The sequence below is a fragment of the Bradyrhizobium sp. WYCCWR 12699 genome, from assembly GCF_032144035.1.
Taxonomy (GTDB): domain Bacteria; phylum Pseudomonadota; class Alphaproteobacteria; order Rhizobiales; family Xanthobacteraceae; genus Bradyrhizobium.
The window spans coordinates 348934-373695 of sequence record NZ_JAVTJN010000039.1 but is presented as its reverse complement, the minus strand read 5'-3'; the positions used below and the strand labels follow the sequence as shown (position 1 = coordinate 373695).

General features: G+C 62.6%; 19 protein-coding genes and 1 riboswitch. Of the genes, 13 read left to right on the top strand and 6 right to left on the bottom strand.

Features of this window, described 5'->3' with window-relative positions:
• Nucleotides 1-15 precede the first annotated feature (15 nt).
• Together RPS27_RS32630 and RPS27_RS32625 are read right to left on the bottom strand one after the other, a co-directional pair.
• Complete coding sequence (locus RPS27_RS32630; RefSeq protein ID WP_212068409.1) at nucleotides 16-1182, bottom strand: TAXI family TRAP transporter solute-binding subunit; 1167 nt, start codon at nucleotides 1180-1182, stop codon at nucleotides 16-18.
• A 166-nt stretch (nucleotides 1183-1348) separates the two neighbouring features.
• Nucleotides 1349-1570, bottom strand: coding sequence for an acetyl-CoA carboxylase biotin carboxyl carrier protein subunit (locus tag RPS27_RS32625; protein WP_211418090.1), 222 nt, complete (start codon nucleotides 1568-1570; stop codon nucleotides 1349-1351).
• A gap of 94 nt (nucleotides 1571-1664) precedes the next feature.
• On the opposite strand from RPS27_RS32625, the gene RPS27_RS32620 reads away from it, so the two are divergent.
• The 3 genes from RPS27_RS32620 to RPS27_RS32610 all read left to right on the top strand — a co-directional run bounded on the left by RPS27_RS32620 (nucleotide 1665) and on the right by RPS27_RS32610 (nucleotide 5936).
• Nucleotides 1665-2639 carry an IclR family transcriptional regulator gene (locus RPS27_RS32620; RefSeq protein WP_194407579.1) on the top strand — a complete coding sequence of 325 codons (975 nt, stop codon included), beginning with the start codon at nucleotides 1665-1667 and terminating at the stop codon, nucleotides 2637-2639.
• Nucleotides 2569-4128 carry a carboxyl transferase domain-containing protein gene (locus RPS27_RS32615; protein ID WP_313754942.1) on the top strand — a complete coding sequence of 520 codons (1560 nt, stop codon included), beginning with the start codon at nucleotides 2569-2571 and terminating at the stop codon, nucleotides 4126-4128. Before RPS27_RS32620 ends, RPS27_RS32615 begins: the two co-directional genes overlap by 71 nt.
• A 110-nt stretch (nucleotides 4129-4238) precedes the next feature.
• The gene (locus tag RPS27_RS32610; RefSeq protein WP_212068408.1) at nucleotides 4239-5936 is read left to right on the top strand and encodes a GMC family oxidoreductase; all 1698 of its coding nucleotides are present in this window, start codon (nucleotides 4239-4241) and stop codon (nucleotides 5934-5936) included.
• Between the two features lie 5 nt (nucleotides 5937-5941).
• On the opposite strand, the gene RPS27_RS32605 is transcribed toward RPS27_RS32610, so the two are convergent.
• Nucleotides 5942-7417 (bottom strand): FAD-binding oxidoreductase, encoded by a 1476-nt coding sequence (locus tag RPS27_RS32605; protein ID WP_212068407.1) that lies wholly within the window; start codon nucleotides 7415-7417, stop codon nucleotides 5942-5944.
• A 495-nt stretch (nucleotides 7418-7912) separates the two neighbouring features.
• Between RPS27_RS32605 and RPS27_RS32600 the strand changes: the two genes are divergently transcribed.
• The 8 genes from RPS27_RS32600 to RPS27_RS32565 all read left to right on the top strand — a co-directional run bounded on the left by RPS27_RS32600 (nucleotide 7913) and on the right by RPS27_RS32565 (nucleotide 17379).
• A complete protein-coding gene (locus RPS27_RS32600; RefSeq protein ID WP_212068406.1) occupies nucleotides 7913-9331 on the top strand; it encodes a TadE/TadG family type IV pilus assembly protein in 1419 nt (472 codons plus the stop codon).
• A 33-nt stretch (nucleotides 9332-9364) separates the two neighbouring features.
• Nucleotides 9365-9901, top strand: a complete 537-nt coding sequence (locus tag RPS27_RS32595; RefSeq protein ID WP_249132198.1) for a TadE/TadG family type IV pilus assembly protein — start codon at nucleotides 9365-9367, stop codon at nucleotides 9899-9901.
• Nucleotides 9901-10557, top strand: coding sequence for a TadE/TadG family type IV pilus assembly protein (locus RPS27_RS32590; RefSeq protein ID WP_211418084.1), 657 nt, complete (start codon nucleotides 9901-9903; stop codon nucleotides 10555-10557). The genes RPS27_RS32595 and RPS27_RS32590 overlap by 1 nt, the downstream gene beginning before the upstream one ends.
• 366 nt (nucleotides 10558-10923) lie before the next feature.
• Complete coding sequence (locus RPS27_RS32585; protein ID WP_212068405.1) at nucleotides 10924-11499, top strand: peroxidase-related enzyme; 576 nt, start codon at nucleotides 10924-10926, stop codon at nucleotides 11497-11499.
• Between the two features lie 106 nt (nucleotides 11500-11605).
• Nucleotides 11606-12412, top strand: coding sequence for a CoA transferase subunit A (locus RPS27_RS32580; RefSeq protein WP_212068404.1), 807 nt, complete (start codon nucleotides 11606-11608; stop codon nucleotides 12410-12412).
• Nucleotides 12409-13155: a CoA-transferase gene (locus RPS27_RS32575; protein WP_212068403.1), complete on the top strand. Its 747-nt coding sequence runs from the start codon at nucleotides 12409-12411 to the stop codon at nucleotides 13153-13155. The genes RPS27_RS32580 and RPS27_RS32575 overlap by 4 nt, the downstream gene beginning before the upstream one ends.
• Nucleotides 13156-13359: 204 nt before the next feature.
• Nucleotides 13360-13554, top strand: a riboswitch (cobalamin riboswitch).
• Between the two features lie 430 nt (nucleotides 13555-13984).
• Complete coding sequence (locus RPS27_RS32570; RefSeq protein WP_313754941.1) at nucleotides 13985-15931, top strand: TonB-dependent receptor; 1947 nt, start codon at nucleotides 13985-13987, stop codon at nucleotides 15929-15931.
• 2 nt (nucleotides 15932-15933) lie between these two features.
• Nucleotides 15934-17379, top strand: a complete 1446-nt coding sequence (locus RPS27_RS32565) for a PepSY domain-containing protein (RefSeq protein WP_212068401.1) — start codon at nucleotides 15934-15936, stop codon at nucleotides 17377-17379.
• Nucleotides 17380-17522: 143 nt separating this feature from the next.
• Here the strand turns inward: RPS27_RS32565 and RPS27_RS32560 are convergent, their stop codons facing one another.
• On the bottom strand, nucleotides 17523-17696 hold the full coding sequence (locus RPS27_RS32560) for a hypothetical protein (RefSeq protein WP_212068400.1): 174 nt from the start codon (nucleotides 17694-17696) through the stop codon (nucleotides 17523-17525).
• Nucleotides 17697-19204: 1508 nt separating this feature from the next.
• Between RPS27_RS32560 and RPS27_RS32555 the strand changes: the two genes are divergently transcribed.
• On the top strand, nucleotides 19205-19957 hold the full coding sequence (locus tag RPS27_RS32555) for a Crp/Fnr family transcriptional regulator (protein ID WP_313754940.1): 753 nt from the start codon (nucleotides 19205-19207) through the stop codon (nucleotides 19955-19957).
• Nucleotides 19958-20590: 633 nt separating this feature from the next.
• Nucleotides 20591-21304 (top strand): Crp/Fnr family transcriptional regulator, encoded by a 714-nt coding sequence (locus RPS27_RS32550; RefSeq protein ID WP_211418077.1) that lies wholly within the window; start codon nucleotides 20591-20593, stop codon nucleotides 21302-21304.
• A gap of 586 nt (nucleotides 21305-21890) precedes the next feature.
• On the opposite strand, the gene RPS27_RS32545 is transcribed toward RPS27_RS32550, so the two are convergent.
• Complete coding sequence (locus tag RPS27_RS32545; protein WP_212068398.1) at nucleotides 21891-23189, bottom strand: MFS transporter; 1299 nt, start codon at nucleotides 23187-23189, stop codon at nucleotides 21891-21893.
• A gap of 111 nt (nucleotides 23190-23300) precedes the next feature.
• On the bottom strand, nucleotides 23301-24497 hold the full coding sequence (locus RPS27_RS32540) for an acetyl-CoA C-acyltransferase (RefSeq protein ID WP_212068397.1): 1197 nt from the start codon (nucleotides 24495-24497) through the stop codon (nucleotides 23301-23303).
• Nucleotides 24498-24762: the final 265 nt, after the last annotated feature.

Here is a 24762-nt window from a genome sequence, read left to right as displayed (position 1 = left end):
CAACACCATCGCGTTCTATTCCTCGAACCCGTTCGTCATGCCGGCCTTCGAGAGCGCCGCCGCGCGGGCCTTCATCCAGCTCTCGAGAAACGCCTTGTCGTCCGACGGCGGATTGGACTTGCCGTAATCAGCCCACGCCGCGCCGAGTACCTCCTGCCGCTTGATGAGCTTGTTGTTGTGCGCCTCCTGCGCATCGCTCCATTGCCCGGCTTCCTTCAGCGCCTTCACCGAGCCAGGATGCACCGGTACCACCCAGTTCTTGGTCTGGCGATCGGCGGCGAGGCCGCCGGCGCCCGGTGCGGAATCCTTGTAGGAATCGTAGTTCACGATCATGGCCTTGGTCATCGCATAGACCTGATCGGCCGGCTGCGACGCGTAGGTTACGAAGATCGGGTAGGGGTAGTTGCCGAGCTCGACGGGCTTCTCCGGCGAGATGCCGGCGCCGCAGGTCGCGACCTGCGGGAAGAAGAACGAGCCGACCTTCTGCATCCGCGCCCAACCCTCCTTGTCCTTGGCGGGCAGCGGCGGCCAGATCAGGCCGCGCGGCGAGGTCTCAGCCTCCTTGGCGGGGCCGGTGATGGTGGTGCCGAAGGCGGCATCGACGTCGTTGTTGATCAGGCCTTTCCACATCGCGCCGTAGCTTGCGAACTCGACAGCCTTGACGTCCTTCTGCGTCAGGCCTGCGAAGGCGAGCACGGCAAGCGAGTTCTGGTTCAACGCCGGCGAGCCGACCACGAAGCCGACACGCTTGCCTTTGAGGTCTTTCAGCTCCTTCACGCCGGTGTCGGCGGCGACACCGAGCGAGCCGCAATTGCAGTCGACCGTCGAGAGCAGGATCTGCAGCGGCTGCGGGCCCCATTCCTTCGCGCCGAACTCGAATACGCCCTCTTGCGCGAAGTACGTGCCCGATCCCATCGCCGCGGACGCCGCGCGCTTGGCGCGCAGCGGCGCAAGGCGCGCGACGTCGTTGCCTGCGGGGAGCACGCGCACGTCGGTGCCGTATTTGTCCTTCATCATCTTGCCGACGCCGACCGCGATGTTGAAGCCGGCTGTTCCGGTGTCGTAGGCGGTGAAGGTCAATGTCGCCGGCAGCTTGACGTCTTCGGCGAACGCGTAGCGTGTAGACGCAAAAGAAATGCCTGCCACCAAGGCAGGCGCGAGTATGAGCAGCCCACGAAGCATGTTTCCCTCCAATGATCCTCGCTTTGTTGCGAAGATTTTCTTTCTTTGTTTGAAACAACGTTTTGTTTGCAACAGATCATGTCACCGCCATCAAACGATGGCAACGCCGTACCGCGCATGCGGGGATGAAGCTGACAGATTGTCGCGCAATTGACAGAGAGAATGCTCAGCACGCGACGATCGCGATCGCCTGTCCCTCGGCAACGATGTCGTCGAGTTTCACCAGAAGTGACGTGATCGTGCCGTTCGCGGGCGAGGGCACCGGTATCTCCATCTTCATCGCTTCGACCACTACAATTTCATCGCCATCCGCAACGGTTCCTCCAACTTGCACGGGAGTTGCGCAGACACGTCCCGCGACCTCGGTGACGATCTTAATTTCTGGCATGCCATCGCCTTTTTGTTGTCGTCGCAAAATGCCTGAGGTAGCGTCGTCTGCAAGTGGAATTTAATTCCGCAGAGCGGAACAGACGGTAGGGAACATGGGACGACGATCCGAGCGGTTGAGTAGGCAAGGCGTGCTCGCTGGCGATGCCGGTGAGGGAGATGTCATCCAGGTGGTCTCGCGCGCGTTCGACGTGTTGCGATGCTTCGAGGGCCACGAGGCGAGACTCGGCAATCTCGAGATTTCAAATCGCTGCGGCCTGCCGCGCTCGACGGTGTCGCGGCTCACGCACACGCTGACGCGAATGGGGCAACTGGTTTACCTGCCGCGCGATCAGAAATATCGCATCGGCCCAAGCGCGGTCGCGATGAGCGCGACGATGATGAAGGGCGCGCAGCTGCGCAGCATGATCCGGCAGCGGCTGCAGGACGTCGCCGAGCAATTGCCGGGAACGGTCGGCTTCGTCGTTCCGGATCGCTTCCATCTCGTCTATCTCCTGTTCGCGCGCTCGGCGACCGCACTCGGTCTGCACGAGGGCACCGGCAGTCGCATCTCGATGGCCTCGACCGCCGCGGGCGCGGCCTACACCGCGGCCTTGTCGCCGGAAGTCGGCGATGCCTTCATCGCGGAGATGGAGCGCGAAGCGCCCGAGGCTGCGAAGATCCTCAAGCCCCGCATCGAGGCGAACAGGCAGTCGCTACGTGAGCGCGGCTATGTCACGGCCTGCGGCCTGTGGAGCCCGCACATCAACGGACTCGCGGTGCCGATCTGGTCGCCGCAGTACCAGACCTTCGTGGTCATCACGATCGGTCTTCTCTCGTCGATGTATGACGAGGAGCGGCTGCATGCCGAAGTCGCGCCATTGATGCTCGAACTCGGTCGCTCGCTCGGCAGTCTGGTGGAAGGCGCGGAAGGCGACGTCTTCAACAACCGCATCCCGCGTAAACCGGTCGCAATGGCCGTGCACAACAATAACAAGCCGATCCATTCGGAGGGAGTGAATGAACTGGAAGCCGGAACTCGACGAGCTCGCCCGGCGCGAAGCCTTCGCGCGGGAGATGGGCGGCGTTGACAAGGTCAAGCGACAGCATGACCAGGGCCGGCTGACTGTTCGGGAGCGTATCGACAAGCTGATCGACAAAGGCAGCTTTCACGAGATCGGTGCCGTCTCCGGCATCGGCGAATACGATAGCAGCGGCGAGTTGCAGAAATTGACGCCGGCGAACTGCGTGTTCGGCCGGGCGCGCGTCGACGGGCGCACCGTGGTGGTCGTCGGCGACGATTTCACCGTCCGCGGTGGTTCGGCTGATGCGTCGATCTCGGCAAAGCCGTTGATGGCGGAGGAGATGGCGCACGACTTCCGCCTGCCCATCGTCCGCATCATCGAAGGCTCCGGCGGCGGCGGCTCAGTCAAGACCATCGAGACCAAAGGCGCAGCCAATTTGCCTGGAGGCATCGGCGGCACGCGCTGGTACCGCTTCACGACGGAGAACCTGTCGCGTGTGCCGGTGGTCGCACTTGGCCTCGGCTCGGTGGCGGGCCTGGGGGCGGCGCGCCTTGCCGCCAGCCATTATTCGATCATGACCCGGAAGTCCGCGATGTTCGTCGCGGGTCCGCCTGTCGTGAAGGCGCTGGGGCAGGACCTCTCAAAGGAGGAGCTCGGCGGCGCCGACATCCAGACCCGCGCAGGCGCGGTCGATCATGCCGTCGATACCGAGGAAGAAGCGTTCGCCTGCGCGCGGCGTTTCCTCTCTTACTTGCCGTCGTCGGTCTACGAGCTCCCGCCGACCTTGCCCTGCGCTGACGATCCCGAACGCAGCGAAGACGCGCTGATGAACGCGGTGCCGCGCAACCGCAAGCAGGTCTACAAGATCCGGCCGATCGTCGAGGCTGTCGTGGACAAGGGCTCGTTCTTCGAGGTCGCGAAGAATTTCGGCAAGCCCATCATCGTCGGCCTGGCGCGGCTCGAGGGCAGGGCGGTGATGGTGCTGGCCAGCGACAGTTTTCACTATGGCGGCTCCTGGACGGCGGATGCCTGCCAGAAGGTGGTGCGCTGGGTCGATTTCGCCGAGACCTTCCACCTGCCGATTGTCTATCTCATGGACTGCCCCGGCTTCATGATCGGCCTCGATGCCGAGAAGGCGGCGACCATCCGCCACGGCGTGCGCGCCATGGCCGCGGTGAACCAGACCACCGTGCCCTGGTGCACCGTGATCCTGCGCAACGCGTTCGGTGTTGCCGGCGTCGTGCACCAGCCGGCCGACCGCTTCTCGATCCGCTACGCCTGGCCCTCGGCCTATTGGGGCTCGCTGCCGCTCGAGGGCGGCATCGAGGCCGCCTATCGCGCCGACATCGATGCGGCCGAGGACAAGGCGGGCAAGCTGGAGGAAATCCAGGAGCGCCTCAACAAGCTGCGCTCGCCGTTCCGCTCGGCCGAGAAATTCTGGGTCGAGGAGATCATCGATCCCCGCAAGACCCGCTCGCTGCTGTGCGAGTTCGCGCGGCTGGCGGAGCCGCTGCGAAAAGCGGGGCCGCCGGAGAACATGACGATCAGGCCGTGAGGTTCGGCTGCTGGTGCGGCTGCGCGGCATCTTGCCGGGCAGCTTGCATCGTGACCTCCAAATAAGAACGCGCTACGTTCCCCGGGCAAGAACAAGAGGAAGCGCCAATCGTGTATGACTTCATTATCGTGGGCGGCGGCTCGGCGGGGTCCGTGCTGGCCCACAGGCTCTCGGCGAAGAGTGCCAACAAGGTCCTGCTGTGCGAAGCCGGACAGGATACGCCGCCCGGCAACGAGCCGGCTGAAATTCGAGACAGCTATCCCGGCACAGCCTATTTCGATCCGCGCTTCCACTGGACCGAGCTGAAGGTCACGACCCAGGTCGTCAGCCACAACAATCCGAACGAGGCGCGTCCGCCGCTGCGCAAATACGAGCAGGCCCGCGTGCTCGGCGGTGGCTCCTCGATCAACGGCCAGATGGCCAACCGCGGCGCGCCGACCGATTACGACGAATGGGACGCGCGCGGCGCGGAGGGGTGGACGTGGAATGCCGTGCTGCCCTTCTTCAAGAAGGTCGAGCGCGACCTCGATTTCGACGGTCCCTATCACGGCAAGGACGGCAAGATTCCGGTCCGCCGGATTCCGAGGGAGCACTGGACGAAGCACTCGCAGGCCTTTGCCGAGGCGTTCCAGCAGGCCGGCCACCGATTCCTGCCCGACCAGAACGGCGAGTTCGTCGACGGCTTCTTCCCGGTGACGCACTCCAACCAGGCCGAGCAGCGCGTCTCGGCCGCCATGGGTTATCTCGACCGCGACACCCGCAAACGCGCCAATCTCACCATCTCCACCAATACGCAGGTGAAGGAGCTGCTGTTCGAAGGCACGCGATGCGTGGGCGTGAAGGCCGTTGTCGGCGGACGCGAGCAGGAATTCCGGGGACGCGAGATCATCCTCTCCAGCGGCGCCATCCATTCGCCCGCGCATCTGCTCCGCGCCGGCATCGGGCCGGTCGGCCACCTCAAGGATCTCGGCATTCCCGTGCTGATGGGTCTGCCGGGCGTCGGCCAGCGCCTGATGGACCATCCCTCGATCTCGCTGTCGTCCTTTGTCCGCCGCGGCGCGCGCATGAACGAGCACACCAGGCGCCACATGCAGCTGGGGCTGCGCTACTCGTCGGGGCTGCCTGATGTGCCGAAGGGCGACATGTTCGTCGTGCTGCTCTCCAAGTCGGCCTGGCATGCGGTCGGCGAGCAGATCGGCTCGCTGCTGACCTTCGTCAACAAGACCTATTCCGAGACCGGGCAGGTCAAGCTTGCCTCGCGCGATCCGTCCGCGGAGCCGATCGTCGAGTTCAATTTGTTGTCCGACCGGCGCGATCTCGATCGGCTGATGAGCGGCTTCCGCAAGATGGCTGCGGTCCAGATGAGCGACATCGTCAGGACAGTGACTGACAAGCCGTTCCCGGCCGCCTATACCGACAAGGTCCGCAAGATCGGGGTGGTCAATACCAAGAACAAGATCCTGACCAAGATCGCCGCGGCCTTGATGGACGGGCCGGCCGCGCTGCGCCATTACATGATCGACAATTTCGTGGTCGAGGGTTTTACCTTCGATCAGGTCATGAACGACGACGATGCGCTGGAGGCCTTCGTGCGCAAGGCCACCATCGGCGTGTGGCACGCCTCCTGTTCATGCCGGATGGGCCGCGCTGACGATCCGATGGCGGTGGTCGACAACCAGGGCCGCGTCAAGGGCATCCAGGGCCTGCGCGTCGTCGATGCCTCGATCTTCCCGGTGGTGCCGTGCGCCAACACCAATTTTCCGGTGCTGATGTCGGCGGAGAAGATCGCGGCCGCGATCATGCAATAAAACCCCTACACCCGCAGCACTTTGCCGGGATTCATGATGTTCTGCGGATCGAGCGCGCGCTTGATGGTGCGCATGATGTCCAGCTCGGTCTTGGAACGGTAGTGGCTGAGCTCGTCGAGCTTGTCGATGCCGATGCCGTGCTCGGCCGAGATCGAGCCGTCCATGGATGTGACGAGATCGTTCACCGCCCGCGTGATGGCGGCCTTGTATTGCGTCAGCGTCTGCTGATCCATGCCGGCGGGCGCCATGAACGAAAAGTGCAGATTGCCGTCGCCGATATGCCCCAGCGGATAGGGCCGGATGGTCGGGAGAATCTCGAGCGCCGCCTTGAGCCCGAGGTCGATGAAATCGGGAATCCTGGAGATGGCCACCGAGATGTCGTAGCTGAGCCCCGGCCCCTCGGCGCGCGAGGCCTCCGCGACGCTTTCCCGGATCCGCCACATGTTGCGCGACTGGTTTCCGGTCTGGGCGATCACCGCGTCGAGCACGCGTCCGGCCTCGAGCTGCTGGCTAAGAAATTGCTCCAGCTTCTCGGACATGCCCTCGGCGCCATCCCGGCGTGCGCGCGCCGACGACCATTCCATCAGGAGATACCATGGCGTCTCCGCCCTCAGCGGATCCTGCACGCCGGGTATGTGACGGAGCACCATGTCGATCGCGCTGCGGCTCATCAGCTCGCAGGAGCCGACATTGTCCTCGGATGCGCTATGGGCTTCCGACAGAATCTCCAGCGCCGCGCGCGGATCGCGGATCGCCAGCCACGCTGTGCAGACGTCCTTCGGCGCGGGCCAGAGCTTGAGCACAGCCTTTGTGATGATGCCGAGCGTTCCCTCCGCGCCCATGAAGAGGTGCTTGAGGTCGTAGCCGGTATTGTCCTTCTTCAGCGCACGCAATCCGTTCCAGACCTCGCCATTGGCCAAGACGACTTCGAGTCCCAGGACGAGATTGCGGGCATTGCCGTAGCGGAGCACCTGCACGCCGCCGGCATTGGTCGACAGATTGCCGCCGATCATGCATGAGCCCTGGGCGCCGAGGCTGAGGGGCAGGAACCTGTCGTGCCGGCTTGCTGCCTCCTGCAGGGTCTGCAGCACGCAGCCGGCCTCGACCGTCATGGTGTAGCCGGTGGCATCGACCTCCAGCACGCGGTTCATGCGGCCGAGCGACAACACGATGCCGGTGTGCGCGGGCCAGGGCGTTGCGCCGCCCATCAGGCCGGTGTTGCCACCCTGCGGCACGATCGCGATCCCATGCTCATGGCAGAGCCTGACCACCTGCGCGACTTCCTCGGTGCTGCCGGGGCGGACGACGGCGCCGGCACCTCCCACCAGCAATCCGCGCCAATCCGTCACGAAGGGCTGCTTGCCGTGCTCGTCCTCGATGAGGTCCTTCTCGCCCACGATCGCGCGCAGTGAATCGCGGATCTGGGCGGTGAGCGGAATGGTTGGAATGGTGGGTTCGGACGACGGTCCGGCAGCCGGCATTTGTTTCCCTTCTTGTTTCCCCTGGCGCATCTTGATGTGCACTGCGCACGCTGGCGTGCGTCAGGGCATTGTCCACGTTTGCGCCGTGGAGTCTAACGGCAATGTGTCTCTTCCCCGGAGCGCCAGGCGGGCAGGCGCGGCTCGCGCTGACGATCGTGTGTGGGGATGTTTCGGGTTTTCCGCTTGAGAGGCCGGGCGCCTGAGGCGCGTTCTGTCGGCAGGCGCATGGGTCATCCGGAGTTTTACGGTGTTCCCTAGGGTTTAGCGCCAATCGCTGCGATCGCATTTAAGCGACATTAATGATGCCTTCTCGATATGAGACATCTGCCTCCCGTGAGGTTCCGGTTTGCGGAGTGCCCGTAAGTGTTGATTAAGAGACCGATCGCCATATTCCGCCCGTGATGGGCGAGTGCCGGGATCGAACCCGACAGTCTCTTCCGTCGATTTCAAAGGGAAAGGACCGTTGCCGCAACGACGGCAGCCAGGATGAACCTCATGCTCCGCCGCGCAATGCTCTGCTTCGCGACAGACCGGAAGGCCAACGTCGCCATCATCTTCGCGCTGACGATGGTTCCTATCATCTTTCTCCTGGGGATGACGCTCGACTACACGCTGGCCCTGCGCAAGCGCGAGCAATTGAACGCAGCCGCCGACGCGGCCGCGATCGCGGCCGTGCGGCCCGCGATGCTGACGCAGACCACCAAGTCCGTCATCGAGAACACGGCGGCTGCCGTCTTTGCCGCGAAGGCGAACCTTCCCGGGCTGGCGGCCGTGCCGACGCCGACGATCACCGTCACCGATTCCGGTCTCTCGCGGACCATCACGGTCTCCTACACCGCAGAGTCCGTCAACAATTTCCCCGGCGTCCTCGGCAAGTCGACCTGGCAGGTGGCCGGTTCGGCAACGGCGAAGGCGTCCAGCGCCCCCAACATGAATTTCTATTTGCTGCTGGATGATTCCCCGTCGATGGCGTTGGCGGCGACCCAGAGCGACATCGACGCGATGGTTCTCGCCACGAAGAACCAGCCCAACTACGCGAAGAACTGTGCCTTCGCCTGCCACGAGGCGCATCCCAACAACGCAGCCCCGAGCTCGACGAACAAGGACAATCTCACGGTCGCGCGTGCGAACAACATCACGCTGCGGATCGATCTCGTGACGAATGCCGTCAAGCAATTGATGGTCGGACCCTGGTCGTGCCCGCAGTCGGGCACGTCGGGCGGGGTCATGCAGTGCATGTCGGCGCTCAACAACACGACCTACAAGGCCGCCATCTACACCTTCGACTACGCCCTGAATACGATCCAGACGCTGACCACCCCGACCACGGCCGGCACGCAGATCGGCAACATTCAGCTCCTGACGGTCGACCACCAGAACTGCCCGGTTCTCGACAGCAAGGGCGCCTGCACCTACACCACCGACTACGGCACCGACATCTCGAAGGGGCTGACCGACCTCAACGCCATCATGCCCAATCCCGGCGACGGTACCGCGGCCGGTACGCCGCAGGAGGTGGTCTTCCTCGTCACTGACGGCGTCGAGGACAAGTTGATCTCGAAGACGGGCAGCTGCGATCCCAATGCCACCTATGCGCTGCCGGCGGCCAACTCGACGACTTTGCGATGCCAGCAACCGCTTAACACGGCGATCTGCGATACCATCAAGACTCGGAACATCCGGATCGCGATTCTCTACACCGAGTATCTGCAACTGCCGAGCGACAGCTGGTACACCAGCCGTATCTCGCAATTCAACAACCCGTCCTCGTCGACCGGCACGATCGCGCAACGGTTGAAATCCTGCGCGTCGCCGGGCCTGTACGCAAACGTTCAGAATGGCGGCGACATCAACCAGGCATTGACGGATCTGTTCATCAAGGTCGCGTCCAGCACGGCCAGCCTCGTGCAGTAGGGAAAAGAGGCCATGCTTGGATCAGCTTCGACAATGAAGAGACGCCGCAACCGTTGCGCCGCTTTTGCCGCGAATGACAGCGGAGCCACGGCCGTCGAGTTCGCGCTCGTCGCCGCGCCGTTTCTCGCGCTTGTCATCGCACTGATCCAGACCTTTCTGGTTTTCTTTGCCCAGCAGACGCTCGAATCTATCGTCCGCCAGTCGGCGCGTCTCGTGATGACCGGACAGGTTCAGTCTGCGAACATGTCGCAGGCCGTCTTCAAGCAGAAGGTCTGCGATCAGATCGTGATCCTCTTCAACTGCAGTGGCCTGATGGTCGACATGCAGGTGGCGACCACGTGGACAGCAGCGAACACGGCGATGCCGACCCTGACCTATGACGGCACGGGCAAGGTCTCCAATGTCTGGCAGTACGATCCGGGCCAGGCTGGCGATATCGTCGTGCTCCGCATCATGTACGAGTGGCCGGTCGTCCTCGGTCCGCTCGGTTTCAACCTGTCGAACCTCAGCAACGGCAACAGGCTGATCATGTCGTCCGCCGCGTTCCAGAACGAGCCAGGAGCTACCTGATGATCTCGGCCCTGTCATCTCGCGTCCGGCACCTGGTATCCGATGTCCGCGCCGTGGCAGCGACGGAGTTCGCGATCGTGACGCCGTTCATGCTGCTACTCTATATCGGCGGCGTCGAGCTCGGCACCGCGCTCTCCATGAACGTCAAGGTCAGTGCGACCGCGCATGCTGTCGCCGACATGATCACGCAGAACACGTCCGTTAGCCCGAGCCAAATGGACGGTATCCTCGCGGCTGCGACCGCCATCATGGCTCCATATCCCATCAAGAATGGTAGCAACTCCTTGATGACGATCACGGTCTCGGAAGTCTCGACCGACAGCAGCGGCAACGCAACGGTGCAATGGAGCAAGTCGACCAGCGGGTCGGGGGCGAGAACGCCGGGGACCGCCATGACTTTGTCGTCCTTTACCGCGCCGGGCGGGACCACCAACGCCAAAATCTCGCTCATCCTGAGCGAGGTCTCCTACGATTACACGCCCAACCTCGGCTTCACCATCGCAGGCACGGTCAAGCTGTCCGACAGCTACTATCTGTTCCCGCGCTGCTCGACCAACGCCTCGAGCTTTCCATATTACGACGTGAAGTATAAAACGACTTCTCCGACGTCGACCACCTGCACCTGCGTCCAGCATTTGCAGCAGAAGACCTGTTAGCCTCGCGGGAGCGAGGTTGATCGATCGGGGATGGTGCCGGGCGGCACGTCGGTCTCTTCGAGCAGTTCATCACGCTAGAGCAGGGGCTTGCAGGCGGGGGCGTCTGCGTACAAGCGCGCCTGCGATCGCCCCGGCGCGCTCGGCGCGGGGGGCTGGGCTACGGTAGCCCGCATTGCTTTACGACGTCGAAGCAGGCATTGATGGCGATAGCCGCGCTGGGAGGGGGGCGCTACGGGCGACCGCGGAACCTCCCCCTGACGCGCTCGACACAACCGCCCGAGGATGTCCTGCAATCACCCCGGCCAAGAACATGAGGAACGCGATGGGTAGAAATTCCCATCGACCAGCCCCGAGGATATCCAAGCCATGACCCAGGCATCTGCCATCAGTCGCTTCCCCGTCCCTGATCTCGCCGACATGCCGGACGACATCCGGACCCGCATCCTGGCCGTCCAGGAGAAGTCCGGCTTTATTCCGAATGTGTTTCTTGTGCTCGCGCACCGGCCGGACGAGTTTCGCGCATTCTTTGCCTACCACGATGCGCTGATGGACAAGCCCGGCAATCTCACCAAGGCCGAGCGGGAAATGATCGTGGTTGCCACCAGCAACCTCAATCAATGTCAGTATTGCGTCATCGCGCATGGCGCGATCCTGCGCATCCGCGCCAAGGATCCGCTGATCGCGGACCAGGTCGCGGTCAACTACCGCAAGGCCGACATCACGGACCGCCAGAAGGCGATGCTCGATTTCGCCGTCCGCGTCTCGACCGAGGCCTACGAGGTTTCCGAGTCCGATTTCGCCGCGCTGAAATCGCACGGCTTCACGGAGGAGGACGTCTGGGACATTGCCGCGATCACGGCCTTTTTCGGCCTCTCCAACCGGCTTGCCAACGTCACCAGCATGCGTCCGAACGCGGAGTTCTACAGCATGGGACGCGGCTGACGGAGTTCGCTCATTCACGATCGGGCGGCTCGTGCGGCTTTGGTGCTGCGACGAATCCGGAAGTTGATCTTGCTCGATCGGCGTCTTGATTGGGAGAGGTGAAGAGATGACAGACTTCGTAACGCCGCAAGAGATGGCGGAGATGATACCCTCGGGGTGCAAGCTCGGTCTGGCGCCTGACGATTACGCTGCATCCCCCGGAATGATTCGGCTGCTGATCGATCGCGGCGTTCGCGGTCTGCATGTGGTGTGTGCGCCGATCGGCGGCATGCAGGTCGACATGCTGATCGGCGCCGGCGCCGTGACGACGCTGGAGACCAGTGCCGTCAGTCTCGGCGAAGCCGGCGGCGCGCCCTGTTTCAGCCGGGCCGTCCGCGACGGATCCATTCGCCTGCGCGATGCGACCTGTCCCGCGGTGTTCGCAGGGCTGACGGCCGCCGAGAAGGGCGTGCCGTTCATGCCGATCCGCGGCATCATCGGCAGTGACGTCCTGGAGAAGCGGGACGACTGGAAGGTGACGTCGAATCCGTTCGATGACGGCGAGAAGATCGTCGTGGTCTCGGCGATCCAGCCCGACATCGCCTTGTTTCATGCGCCCGAAGCGGACCGGTTCGGCAACGTTCGGCTGGGGCGCCGGCGCGAAACCATGCTGCTGGCGCACGCCTCGAAGAACGCGTTCGTGACCGTCGAGCGGATCTCCGAGACGTCACTGCTCGAGGACGAGAAAATGGCCGCGGGCGTCCTGCCTGCAATCTATGTGAGTGCGGTCGCGCAGTTGAAGAACGGCGGGTGGCCCACGGGGCTTTACGCCGAGTATCCCAGGGATGGGCAGGAAGTCGAGAAATACGCGCGCGCGGCGCGCTCGCCGGAGGGTTTCCAGGCCTATATCCGGGGTTCGAGGAGCGCGGCATGACCGAGGCGTGCACCAGCCGCGAGCTGATGATCTATACGATCTCGCGGCTGCTGAATGGCGTGCGGCATGTTGCGGTCGGTCAATCCTCGCCGATGCCGGCGGCCGGTGCGATGCTGTTGCGTGCGCTCAACGAGCGTGACGGAGCGGAGCGCGTGCAGGTCTCGATCCTCGGATCGGTCAAGCACAATTCCTTCACTGGAGGAGCCGAGGAGCTGTTCGATTGCGCCGCGCAGGGGCGCCTGGATGCCTTCTTTCTCGGCGGTGGCCAGATCGACGGCCGGGGCAATGTCAATCTCGTCGGCACCGGCGACTACCCGAACAATCCGGTTAGGTGGCCCGGCTCGTTCGGCTCCGCCTATCTGTACTTCCTCGTTCCGCGGGTCATCCTGTTCCGCGAGGAGCACAGCCTGCGGTCCCTGGTAGAGCGCGTGGACTTCGTGTCTGCGCCTGGGGTCACCGACGAGACGGTCTATCGGCGCGGCGGCCCGCATGCGCTGCTGACCAACGCGGCGCTATTCTCCTTCGACCGGGAGGCGGGGCGCTTTCGCCTCGAGAGCACGCATCCCGGCTATGGTTGGCGCGACATTCGCGGCACGACGGGCTTTGCCTACGACAACGAGCAATGCGAGGTCACGACGCCGTCGCCGGACGACGCGACGCTGGCCTTGATCCGGGGACGGATCCGCGAGGAGCTGCGCGAATGCTATCCGCAGTTCGCGGGCAACATGCCGGGTCCGGGGTAGGGGATCGCGTCTGCACTCTGCGGTCGGGTTAGGGCGCGTACTCTTGAACATCCGTCGATATCTGCCTCGCGTCGATACTGCCGTCCTCATGCAATTGCGGCAGATGTCGCGAAGGGCCACACCTGATTTGGACCGAGAGGGAAACGCCGCCCCCGGGTGGTTGCCAATTCGCCCGATGGCCAGTTGACAGTCCTTTGCAAATAAAACTAGGTTGCCGGCGACGGTTCTCTTTCGGGAGATCAATAGGGAATACGGTGCGGGTGTCCCCAACGCCGTGGCTGCCCCCGCAACTGTAAGCGGCGAGCCTTCGTCAAAAGCCACTGGGCCTGCGGGCCTGGGAAGGCGGCGACAGGCAACGACCCGCGAGCCAGGAGACCTGCCGTCAGTCGTGGTCACACGCGAGCACATTGGGCGGGGTGTCCTGATGAGTGTTGAGCTGCCTTCCTCTTGAGGCAGCGGCCAAGCTGCGTTCGCGGTGACGTGCCACGTTATCGCGAGACTATTGATGACCTCCCGTAAGATCTTCGCGCCACGCTGCGCGTTGCTCCGTTCAGTTGCATTTTCCTGCCTCGTGGTGTCGAGCAATGGCTGGGCACAATCCGCAAGACCAGCGCAGACGCTCGATCCTGTCGTAGTGGAGCCGTCGGCGAAGCCACCGAATGCCCGGAGCGCCCGACGCAGCGATTCCACGCGCCTCGCGCGCCCACACCAGCAGCGAAACGCAGCTACCGCCGAAACGCGGGCTCCGACGACCAACCCAGCGGGTCCCGTATTCGCCGCACCGACGCTCAACCTCACCGGCGCTAGCACGGCCGGCAGCCGACTAAGCTTGACGCGACTGCAGACGCCGGCCAGCGTGGAGGTGATCTCGGCCGAGACCATTTCTGAACGCGGCCAGCAGAACATCCTCGACGCGGTGACGCAGAACGCCACCGGCTTCACTGCAAGCCCGGCACCAGGCAACGGCGGCGTCTCGTTCAACACCCGCGGCTTCACGGGCCTTGGGTCTGTCATGACGCTCTATGATGGCACCCAGCTTTATATCGGCGCCGGCACCGTGACCTTTCCGTTCGACACATGGTCGACCGAGCGCATCGAGGTGCTGCGCGGCCCTGCTTCGGTGATGTACGGCGCGGGTGCGGTCGGCGGTGCCATCAACGTCGTCTCGAAACTGCCATCGTGGGTCCCTCGCAACCAGGCCGAGATGTCGCTGGACAGCAACATGACGCGGCGAATTGCCGTGGATAGCGGAGGTCCAGTAAGCAGGGACGTCGCCTATCGCATCACCGCCACCGGCAACATGTCGGACGGCTGGGTTGATCGTGACAGGACTTCGAATGTCGCGCTCCATGCCGTGGTCCAGATCAGGCAGAACGAAGACGTCACCTGGACACTGTCCACGGACTATGGCGACCGCAATCCCTCACGCTACTTCGGCACGCCGCTGATCAACGGCATGCTCAATGAATCTCTTCGGTTCAAGAATTACAACGTCAGCGACAGCCACATCCGATACCACGATAGCTGGAGCCAGGCGAAGACGGAATGGCAGGTCGCTGATGGCATCTCGATCCAGAACACGCTCTACTACCTGAACTCCAAGAGGCACTGGAAGGACGTCGAAAGCTACGCTTACAATCCCGGCACCGGCCTGATCAATCGAAGCAGCTATATCGAGATTTTTCACGACCAGCAGCAGGTCGGCAATCGCATGGATGCGAAGTTTCGTGGGCATGTCTTCGGCATGGCCAACGAGTTCCTGGCAGGCTTTGACGTCAACAGCATCAACTTTACCCATACCAACAACTCGCCCTATGGCGGCTCGTCGTCCGTCAACCCGTACAGCTTCGTTCCTGGCGTGTTCAACAGTCCGAACGCCACGGTCCCCAGTTTCGGCAGCGTAACCAACCAATACGCGCTGTTCGCCGAGAACCGGCTGTCGGTCACCGAGCAATTGTCCCTGATTGCCGGCATCCGCCACGATGAGCCGACGGTCACGCGCACCGACTATGTCACGCCCGCCAACAGCTTCGAAAAGTCGTTCTCCTCGACGACCTGGCGCGCCGGCGCGGTCTATACGCCCGTCAAGGACCTCGCTTTCTATGGCCAATATTCCACCGCGGTCGATCCGGTCGGGGGGATCATCTCGCTGTCGTCCGCCAACAAGAATTTCGATCTGGCCACCGGCAGACAGATCGAGATCGGCGTCAAGCAATCGTTCTGGGGCGGCCGGGGTGAATGGACACTGGCCGGCTACGAAATCGTGAAGAACAACCTGCTGGCACGCGATCCCAACGTTCCTTCGCTCACCGTCCAGGTCGGCCAGCAATCATCGCGTGGGATCGAAGCATCAGTCGGGTTCCTGCTCGACTATGGCTGGCGAATAGATGCAAACACAGCCTTCCTGCGCGCGAAGTACGACGACTTCGTGCAATCGGTTGGTGGCGCAGCCGTGAACTATGCCGGCAACGTGCCGGTCAACGTACCGCAGACCGTCTCCAACATCTGGGCGACCTGGGCCTTTGCACCCAACTGGTCGGCCAATGCAGGCGTGCAGATCGTCGGCAAGACCTACGCGGACAATGCCAACACGATGACGCGCCCGGCCTACAACATCGTCAATGCCGGCGTGCAGTGGAAGCCCGATCTCAACACCACCGTGTCGTTCCGCGTCTACAATCTCTTCGATGAGATTTACACGACGTCCGGCGGCACCACGCAGTGGCTGCTCGGAATGCCTCGCACGGCCCAACTCGCCGTCAACGTGAAGTTCTGAGCGTGTCACGCATCCTGAAACGTACGCTCCGGCGGTGGCTGTATATCGGCCACCGCTGGCTCGGCATCGTCACCTGCCTGTTCTTCGCCATGTGGTTCATGTCAGGCGTGGTGATGATGTATGTCGCGTTTCCCGGTCTTGCCGACAAGGAAAGGCTGGCAGCGCTTCCCGACATTCAATGGGAAAAGGTGAAGCTATCGCCGGACGATGCGATGAGGGTCGCAGGCGCGACGCGCTACCCGCGCGATCTCCGGCTCGCCATGCTGGCCGACGAGCCGGTGTATCGGATGATTGGCTGGGACGGTCAGCGGCAGGCGATCTCCGCGGCCGATGGCCGCGTCGTGACCGGGGTCTCCGAACGGGAGGCTCTTGCGGTCGCGCAACATCATCCCGCGAGCAAATCGCCGCAACTGGAAGACATCGTCGATCGCGACCAATGGAGCGTCACCGCCCGTTACGATCCGTTGCGACCGCTCTACCTCATCGGGCTCGGCGATAACGCCGGCACCAAGCTCTATGTTTCCTCGCGCTCCGGCGAGATCGTGCTCGATACCAACCACACCGAGCGCGTCTGGAACTGGCTCGGCTCCATTCCGCATTGGATCTATCCGACCGTTTTGCGCAAGGATGGGCCGTTGTGGCGGCTGGTGGTGCTCTGGATCTCCGGCATCTGCCTCATCGTCGGCGTCACCGGCATCTGGATCGGCATCCTGCGCGTGCGGCTGAAGCGGCGGTACGCGAGCGGCGGGATCTCCCCGTACCGCAGCTGGATGGCTTGGCACCACGTCACTGGACTGATCGCGGGCGCCTTCGTGCTGACCTGGATGTTCTCCGGTTGGCTGTCACTCAATCCCGGCGAATTTTTTGCAGGCCGTAACACCACGCGGGAGACGCTGCAACGCTACGCCGGCCATGATGCGCCGACCATTGCGACCAAGCTGCCGACGCCGCAATCCGCCGCGGTCGAAGCGCGCTTCGTCTGGCTCGATGGCGGCCCGATGATGATCGCCGCATCGCGTGACTGCACGCAGAGGGCGCTGGATATCACGTCGGGTCGAATCGCGACACTCCCGCAGGATCGGCTTTGGACGGCCGCAGCGAAATTGCTGCCGCAAGCGCGCCTCGCGGAACGGCTCGTCCTCGACGACTACGATTCCCATTGGTATGCGCATCATCACCAGCGCGAACTGCCGGTGCTGCGCGCTGTCTTCGATGACGACGCCAGAACATGGTTTCACATCAGCCCCGTTACCGGCGAGATCATCGGCCGCGCGGACGGCAGCCGGCGCACCTATCGCTGGCTGTTCAACGCGCTGCACAGTTTCGATTTCCGGTTGCTGCTGATGTATCGCCCGGCCTGGGATCTCGTGGTTTGGCTGCTATCGATCCTTGGCACCATCGTCTCGGTGAGCGGTGTCGCCGTCGGATGGCGCTATCTGCGCCATTGAAGTGAATTGCGCCGTTGGCAATGTCCGCCCCGGGTCATTTTCGACGGACGCATCGGGGACTGTCGGCTGGTCGATGTCCGCTTCTGCCACAAGCGCCGAACCGGGGCCGAGTCAGGAGCGGTGCGGTCGGTTGCCCCCATGATTCAAGCTCCGTTGGCGACGAGCCGCTCCGCGATCGCTAACACTTCCGCACGCACCTGCGCATCCTTGATGCGCAGAAAGGCAGTGATGAGCCTCAATGCATCTTCAGTTGCGGTTCGGTAGTCGACATCTGCTAGCGGATCAGTAGGAACGTCGACATTCGTCGCGTCAGACATTGCTTGCTCTCCGATCTACCTGCGCAACGCTATCGAAGCCAAGCTCGATGTCTCGCCGACCTTCCAAGCACGGCGATGTTGCAGGCCTCTAGGAGCGTGACAGAGAACCCGCTGAACGGTCGCGGTTCGCCTCGCGATGCCGCCAACTGGGTGGCCTTAAACGACTTCATCTTCCCAAACGTGCTTGCGGCAACTGTCGCACTGAAATAGCTGCACAGTCCGATTCGAGTGCGGGTCAAACAATTTAAGGACCCGGTAAGTGAGTACCCGGAGACATGAAGGGCACTTCGGAACGTCAGCCCAGGAGGCGTTCGTATCGTCTTTATCGGACATAGCCCGACCTCGCCGCTCGCATTAGGCGGGAGCGCAAAGGGCTCTCAGTCACCGATGTAAGCCCAGGTCGGGTCGGTGATAATCTGCTTATATCAGCAATGTCCGATTTCGAACATAAGGATTTTCATTCTAAATCCCGCGTTTTCAATCGGCGCTGTTGCTTAGGAGGAATCGCCTTCATCAAAGGTCGGGCGGATGCGTTCCACATCGATCTCTCCGCGAGCCATGTCTCCTGCCTACGGGTTTATTGAGACTATCAAGCAGCGTAGTCGCCTCGGAACCAACGAGGTCGGCCGAACAGCGCAGGCATCGCCAAGGAAGCGCTTTTCACCGCCGCTATTTGGCTCGCCCACTTTGCGACCACGTGCGGTATCCGGTGCAACCCTACCGATTGGTCGGATGACCCATCGACTTACCATGCCGGGGCTATTGCCGTTGACGCTTTGGTGCCAACCTCATGATTCGGCATGTCGTAAGAATTGACGCCCGCCACTTGGCGCTCTCTGGATTTGTACTGGCTTTCCCTTGTCAGGAGGTGCACACTCAGGTCACCACCGCACGGCCCCCGGCACTTATCGGTGATGAGGACGCGATCACGCGCTCCCGCCTCCTTCCTCTGGACAGGAGCTAGCGCCATGCATCTGCGACGAGGCACCAAACAAACCGCACCCCTTGAACATCGTCTCGCAGAAGAGGCCACTCGCCTCCGCGCAAAAGCTAAATCGCTTTCGCCAGGCATTCAGAGGGGACGCGCGATCCGCCAAGCCCGACAAGCTGATACCGCCATCCATACCGAGTGGCTGCGGTCACCGGGCGTGCGAATGCTGACATGATGGAACGTGCGCGCATTATCGTACGGAGGATGGGCGATTACTGAAGAAATGGACAAGAGCAGGCTCAACCCAAGCGCGATCGCACTATCAAAGAACAAAGTTAGGCGCCGCGACTCAGTCGAGGCGAGAGGCCGTTAACCGAGGCGGCTCCCTTGTTTCTCCGATCATTAGCATTTGGCCACTCTGAAAGCATAAGCCGATGCAGATACAATACAGAATTTTGACCCAACGTTGCGAAACCTCGTGCACGTTATGAGGTCCTTGCCGCGAGGAGCGTGCTCTCGGAACGTAGACGTAATCCCCTCGCGGAAGTCGGCCCGACCAATCGGGCAGGATGCTGTCATGTTTCAATCTGGGTTCGCTCATCCCAACGAGCTGCTGTCCTCTTTGCCAACCGACCAACTCGCTCTGCTCATGCCCCACATGACGCCGGAATCCATCTCACGGGGTACGGTGCTGATCGAGGCGGGCGACGAAGTCGACTTTGTTTACTTCCCCCACAGCGGCATGGTCTCTTTACTCGATGTTCTCGCGGATGGCCGCGCCATTGAAACCGAAACTGTAGGACGGGAGGGCGCATTGGGCGTCATGGCGGGCTTGGGTTCGCCTATTTCGCTGGTGCGAGTAGTCGTCCAGATGCGTATTGAGACCGGCAAAATACCTGCCAGGCGCTTTCGGCAACTTGCGGGTAACAGCGAAGCTATTCAGGCGCTCTGTATCCATCAAAACGATGTTCTCTTGTCTAAAGCTAGGGTTACTGCCGCCTGTAACGCAGTGCACGAAGTCGAGGCGCGCTTCTGCCGTTGGATATTGCAAACCGTTGATCACGCTCGCGGCGATGTCGCGGAGCTGACGCATGAGTTTCTTGCCGAGATGCTCGGTGTACGTCGAACGTCGGTAACGGAAGTTGCCGGGAAGGTACAACGATCGGGAGCAATCGTTTATTCGCGAGGAACGATAAAAATACGGGATCGACAGGCACTCGAAGCGATGTCTTGCGATTGCTATACGCGGCAGAAAGAGCACGGTTTGATATTGGCGCGGTCTTACATCGCACGGCAAACGGCGCGCGTGGCGACCGGTGCGCGACCCTAACTTGCTCGCTGACCAATACTCGACAGCAACTGGCTCAACGTAACTTTTTGCTTAGTCATGGTCGGGCAGCTCGGCACCTTCAAAGCCGGACCGACCTGCGGGAGTGCGGGCCGCTTAATCGGGAAATCTCCGACGAGATAGTGATCACTTGATCGCACTTGTTGCATTCAAACGAACGAACGTTGAGCCCTTTCGGACCGGTTGTAATTCCAACCAGGCTGGCCAAATCTTGGCACTTCGGTCAGCGTGGATGATCGATGCGATTGGGATGCAGATCGGGGCTTTTAGGCATGTGCCAGTCCTGCGGTCAGGCGGGAGCACAACACTCTCTGTCACCGAAAGGGGCCTAGTGAGGGGCGGTGATGCGGTCACTATAACTCAATGTCCGATTTCGAACATAAGAATTGTCTCGCCGTAATCGCTTTTTAAGCACCTCACTCCGCTGACAAACAGGTCGATCACCAAGCCTTGCCAGCTTGCCGGCTCCTCGGGGCCGCTTCTGGCCGTATGACGGCTACCGGACCGACAAGCGCGATGAATTTTTCAATAATGATTCCTCCCGCCGGAACGTGCCCTCGGAGCGTGACCACCCCCCAGCGGTAGGCGGCCTGTCCGATCAGGCGGGATGCCACCGTGCAGAAGAACAATGTCGGCCGATCGTTGGCCCCGACCAACGCGATACTATCCTCGTTCCCGCATGATCAATTCGAGCTGCTCTCGCCTTACATGACACGGGAGACATTCGAGCAAGGCGTCGTTCTGGTCGAGGCTGGCGATGAGATCGATTTTGTCTACTTTCCTTATAAAGGCGTGGTGTCCCTGCTGTCGGTTTTGAAGGACGGTCGTGCCGTTGAAATCGCGACAGTCGGACAAGACGGCGTCATCGGCGCGATGACAGGCCTCGGCTTTCTCACATCGTTTGTCCGTGTAGTCGTACAGCTCCCGCTTGAGGCAACCAAGATACCGGCGAATCGCTTTCGAAGGGCGACCACGCGCTCCGATGCCATGCGAGGTCTTTGTCTTCGCTACAACGAAGTTCTTTTCTCTCAAGCGCGGATTTCGGCCGCCTGTAACGCAGTGCATCTCATTGAAGCTCGATTTTGCCGTTGGCTTCTGCAAACGGCGAACCGCGCAGGCACGAAGACGGTCAATTTGACGCAAGAGCTCGTGGCTGAATTGATGGGAGTGCGCCGTACCTCCATCACCGAGGTCGCCACCAAGTTGCAAGCGGCCGGGGTCGTTCACTATTCTCGCGGGGTGATCAATATTCTGGACGCAACCGCATTGGAGAAATTGTCTTGCGAATGCTATTCCTTACAACGGGATCAGGCTGAAGCGTTGCGGTGAGCGCATGCCGCTGAACGATGCGTTTGCAAATCCATGCGCGCCGGCCGACTTCACGCCAAAGCGAGTGCTCAAATCGGCGAAATGATGATCGGAAAGTCTGCGTGCCGCTGCACTCGTCCGTCCTGGCGCCCCTGCGGACAGCCTAATCTCAATAACCGCTGCTGGCCCTTCAGTGACGTCGGCAGACGTCCGCTTTCCCGCCGTTGTTAGGGGTTGAGCGGTCGTAAGGCGGCCGGCTGCTTGAGAAGTACACCGCCTAAGTCATTGATCGTTCGTGTGTCGGCTACTGTGCATGGGGTTGTTTTTTGCTTTTGTTTGACCAGTCCAGCGCGCGCACCATCTCCCCCGGCCTGCCACGGCCATGAATTCGTTTTGAAAGAATTCGGATATACCGTATGTGTCGCGCATCCCGCTCTCCATCCGCAAGGCGATGGGGCAATAGTGCGCAACGCTCCCCGGGGGAGAGCGCGACATAAGCCGTCAAACCATCCGCGCAGGGAAGGCCGGTCGTTCCGGCGTCACTTGAAAAGAGTCACGAGAATCGACGCAACTTGACGAGGAGGGAAGAGTTGCGTCCTCCGTCCGCTTACGCCGCTTGCGCCATCGCGGCTTGAGGTTTCGATTGCCGCGACAGCGCCAGCACGATCAACGCGGCGAACACGCAGAGCGCGCCGGCGATGAAGAACGCGGGCAGGTAGCTCTGATAGACCGTCCGCGAGAAGCCTGCCCCGAAAGCCGCCGCGCCGGCGCCGAGCTGGTGGCCGGCGAAAATCCAGCCAAACACCAGATTGGCGCGCTCGGGCCCGAATTTCTGCGCGGTGAGACGCACCGTGGGCGGCACGGTCGCGATCCAGTCGAGACCGTAGAACATCGCGAAGATCGAGAGGCCATAGAACGAGAAATCGCTGAAGGGCAGGAAGATCAGCGAGAGCCCGCGTAGCCCGTAGTACCAGAACAGCAGATAGCGGTTGTCGTAGCGGTCCGACAGCCAGCCCGACATGATGGTGCCGAAGAAATCGAAGATGCCCATCGCTGCGAGCAGGCTCGCGGCCTGCACCTGCGGGATGCCGAAATCGAGGCACATCGGGATCAGGTGCACCTGGACGAGGCCGTTGGTCGAGGCGCCACAGACGAAGAAGGTCGCGAACAGGATCCAGAACGCGGTCGACTTCGAGGCGTCGCGCAGCGTGCCGAGCGCCACGCCTGTGATCGAGCCGTGGCTGACGGGCGGTGCGGGCAGGGGTGTCGTGCCCTCGTCGCCGAACGGACGCTGGCCGACATCGCTCGGCCGATCGCGCATCGCGAGCAGCACTGCCAGCGCGGAGACGCCCAGCATGATGCAGACGAAGCCGAGCGCGAGCCGCCAGCCGTAGCGTTCGGTGAGGCTTGCCAACAGCGGCAGGAACACGAGCTGGCCGGTGGCGACGCTCGCAGTCATGATGCCGACGACGAGGCCGCGCCTTGCTGCGAACCAGCGCGTGGCGATGGTCGCACCCAGCACCAGGGCGGTCATGCCGGTGCCGATGCCAATCACCACGCCCCAGAGCGCGATGAGCTGCCAGACCTCGGTCATGCCGAGCGAGAGCACGAGTGCCGAGACGACGATCAGCTGTGCGGTCAGCGTGACGTTGCGCAGGCCATAGCGGTTGAGCAGGGCGGCCGCGAATGGCGCCATCAGCCCGAACAGGATGAAGCGGATCGACAGCGCGGAGGAAATCTCCGCCGTGCTCCAGCCGAACTCCTTTTGCAGAGGAACGATGAAGACGCCGGGCGCGCCGACCGTGCCGGCGCTGATCAGCGCGGCGAGGAAGGTCACGCCGACCATCACCCAGCCGTAATGGATGTTGCGGCGGGACAATGCTGCCGCGAGCCAGTTCGAGATCATTGGGCCTCAATCTTTTTGGCGGGCCCCTGGAGACCCGCATCACGGTTGCAATCTGGCACAAGGTAGGGGAGTCTAAAATGACAGACTTCCCTCAAATTCGGACATCAGTGATCAGCGGGCCGACCGCTCGACGGCGATGGCCGTGGCTTCACCGCCGCCGATGCACAGCGCCGCGATGCCGCGCTTGAGGTTCTGCGCCTCGAGCGCATGCAGCAGCGTCACGATCAGCCGTGCGCCGGTGGCGCCGATCGGGTGGCCGAGCGCACAAGCACCGCCATTGACGTTGAGCTTCTCGCGGGGAATGCCGAGATCGCGCTGCGCCGCCATCGCCACCACGGCGAAGGCCTCGTTGATCTCGAACAGGTCGACGTCGGACGGAGCCCAGCCGACCTTGTCGAGCAGCTTGCGGATCGCCGGGATCGGCGCCGTGGTGAACCATTGCGGCTCCTGGCTGTGCGTGGCGTGGCCCTTGATCTCGGCGAGAACGGGAAGGCCGCTCCGATCGGCGAGCGAGCGCTTCGTCAGCACCAGCGCCGCCGCGCCGTCGGCATTGGCGGAAGAGGCTGCCGGCGTGATCGTGCCGTTGGCGCGGAACGCCGGCTTCAGGCCCGGGATCTTGGCCGGATCGACCTTCAGTGGATGCTCGTCATTGGCAACGATGCGGGGACCTGCCTTTTCGGCGAGCGTGATCGGCGCAATCTCGGCCTGGAACGCGCCGCCCTCGACCGCCTTGCGGGCGCGGCTGAGAGTCTCCATGGCGTAAGCGTCCTGGTCCTTGCGCGTGAACTGATAGGCCTCCGCCGTTGCTTCGCCGAAATCGCCCATGGAACGGCCGGACTCGTAGGCGTCCTCCAGCCCGTCCATCATCATGTGGTCGATGATGCGGTCATGGCCGACGCGATAGCCGCCGCGGGCCTTGGCCAGCAGGTACGGCGCATTGCTCATGCTCTCCATGCCGCCGGAGACGACGATCTGGGCCGAGCCGGCGCGGATGATGTCGTGCGCCAGCATGGTCGCCTTCATGCCGGAGCCGCACACCTTGTTGACGGTGGTGGCGCCGGTGGCATCGGGAAGACCCGCGGCACGTGCAGCCTGGCGTGCCGGCGCCTGGCCTTGGCCGGCCGGCAGCACGCAGCCCATGAAGACCTCGTCGATCTTGTCGGGCGAGAGTTTTGCGCGCTCCAGCGCTGCGCCGATCACGTGCGAGCCGAGCTTGTGCGCGGGGAGCGGCGACAATTCGCCCATGAAGCGGCCGAGCGGGCTGCGGGCGGCGGAGACGATGACGACGGGATCGGCAGCTTCGGCCATGATGGAACTCCTTGGCGATGGCAGGTAAGATTATGGTCATCATATGATGCAGTGCAAAAAATGCAACCGCGGCGAGGATGAGAAATTGTCGTGGTGAGATGAGATTTATTGCGGCGGCTGCTGCTTCGTCCGTGTCCCGGACGCGGCGCGACGTGCAACGTCGCGGCGCCGAGCCGGGACATAGATTCGCGCCGACCTCATTGGTGCATGGGCCCCGGCTCAGCAGCGCACCGCAAAGGGGCCCTGCGCTGCGTCCGGGGCAGGG

What these genes read in the sequence shown, in the direction of transcription:
- RPS27_RS32615 (WP_313754942.1), top strand. Translation starts at nt 2,569, where the DNA reads ATGAACTGGAAGCCGGAACTCGACGAGCTCGCCCGGCGCGAAGCCTTC.
- RPS27_RS32585 (WP_212068405.1), top strand. Translation starts at nt 10,924, where the DNA reads ATGACCCAGGCATCTGCCATCAGTCGCTTCCCCGTCCCTGATCTCGCC.
- RPS27_RS32625 (WP_211418090.1), bottom strand. Translation starts at nt 1,570, where the DNA reads ATGCCAGAAATTAAGATCGTCACCGAGGTCGCGGGACGTGTCTGCGCA.
- RPS27_RS32555 (WP_313754940.1), top strand. Translation starts at nt 19,205, where the DNA reads ATGTTTCAATCTGGGTTCGCTCATCCCAACGAGCTGCTGTCCTCTTTG.
- RPS27_RS32620 (WP_194407579.1), top strand. Translation starts at nt 1,665, where the DNA reads ATGGGACGACGATCCGAGCGGTTGAGTAGGCAAGGCGTGCTCGCTGGC.
- RPS27_RS32595 (WP_249132198.1), top strand. Translation starts at nt 9,365, where the DNA reads ATGAAGAGACGCCGCAACCGTTGCGCCGCTTTTGCCGCGAATGACAGC.
- RPS27_RS32545 (WP_212068398.1), bottom strand. Translation starts at nt 23,189, where the DNA reads ATGATCTCGAACTGGCTCGCGGCAGCATTGTCCCGCCGCAACATCCAT.
- RPS27_RS32580 (WP_212068404.1), top strand. Translation starts at nt 11,606, where the DNA reads ATGACAGACTTCGTAACGCCGCAAGAGATGGCGGAGATGATACCCTCG.
- RPS27_RS32605 (WP_212068407.1), bottom strand. Translation starts at nt 7,417, where the DNA reads ATGCCGGCTGCCGGACCGTCGTCCGAACCCACCATTCCAACCATTCCG.
- RPS27_RS32540 (WP_212068397.1), bottom strand. Translation starts at nt 24,497, where the DNA reads ATGGCCGAAGCTGCCGATCCCGTCGTCATCGTCTCCGCCGCCCGCAGC.
- RPS27_RS32575 (WP_212068403.1), top strand. Translation starts at nt 12,409, where the DNA reads ATGACCGAGGCGTGCACCAGCCGCGAGCTGATGATCTATACGATCTCG.
- RPS27_RS32560 (WP_212068400.1), bottom strand. Translation starts at nt 17,696, where the DNA reads ATGTCTGACGCGACGAATGTCGACGTTCCTACTGATCCGCTAGCAGAT.
- RPS27_RS32630 (WP_212068409.1), bottom strand. Translation starts at nt 1,182, where the DNA reads ATGCTTCGTGGGCTGCTCATACTCGCGCCTGCCTTGGTGGCAGGCATT.
- RPS27_RS32590 (WP_211418084.1), top strand. Translation starts at nt 9,901, where the DNA reads ATGATCTCGGCCCTGTCATCTCGCGTCCGGCACCTGGTATCCGATGTC.
- RPS27_RS32600 (WP_212068406.1), top strand. Translation starts at nt 7,913, where the DNA reads ATGCTCCGCCGCGCAATGCTCTGCTTCGCGACAGACCGGAAGGCCAAC.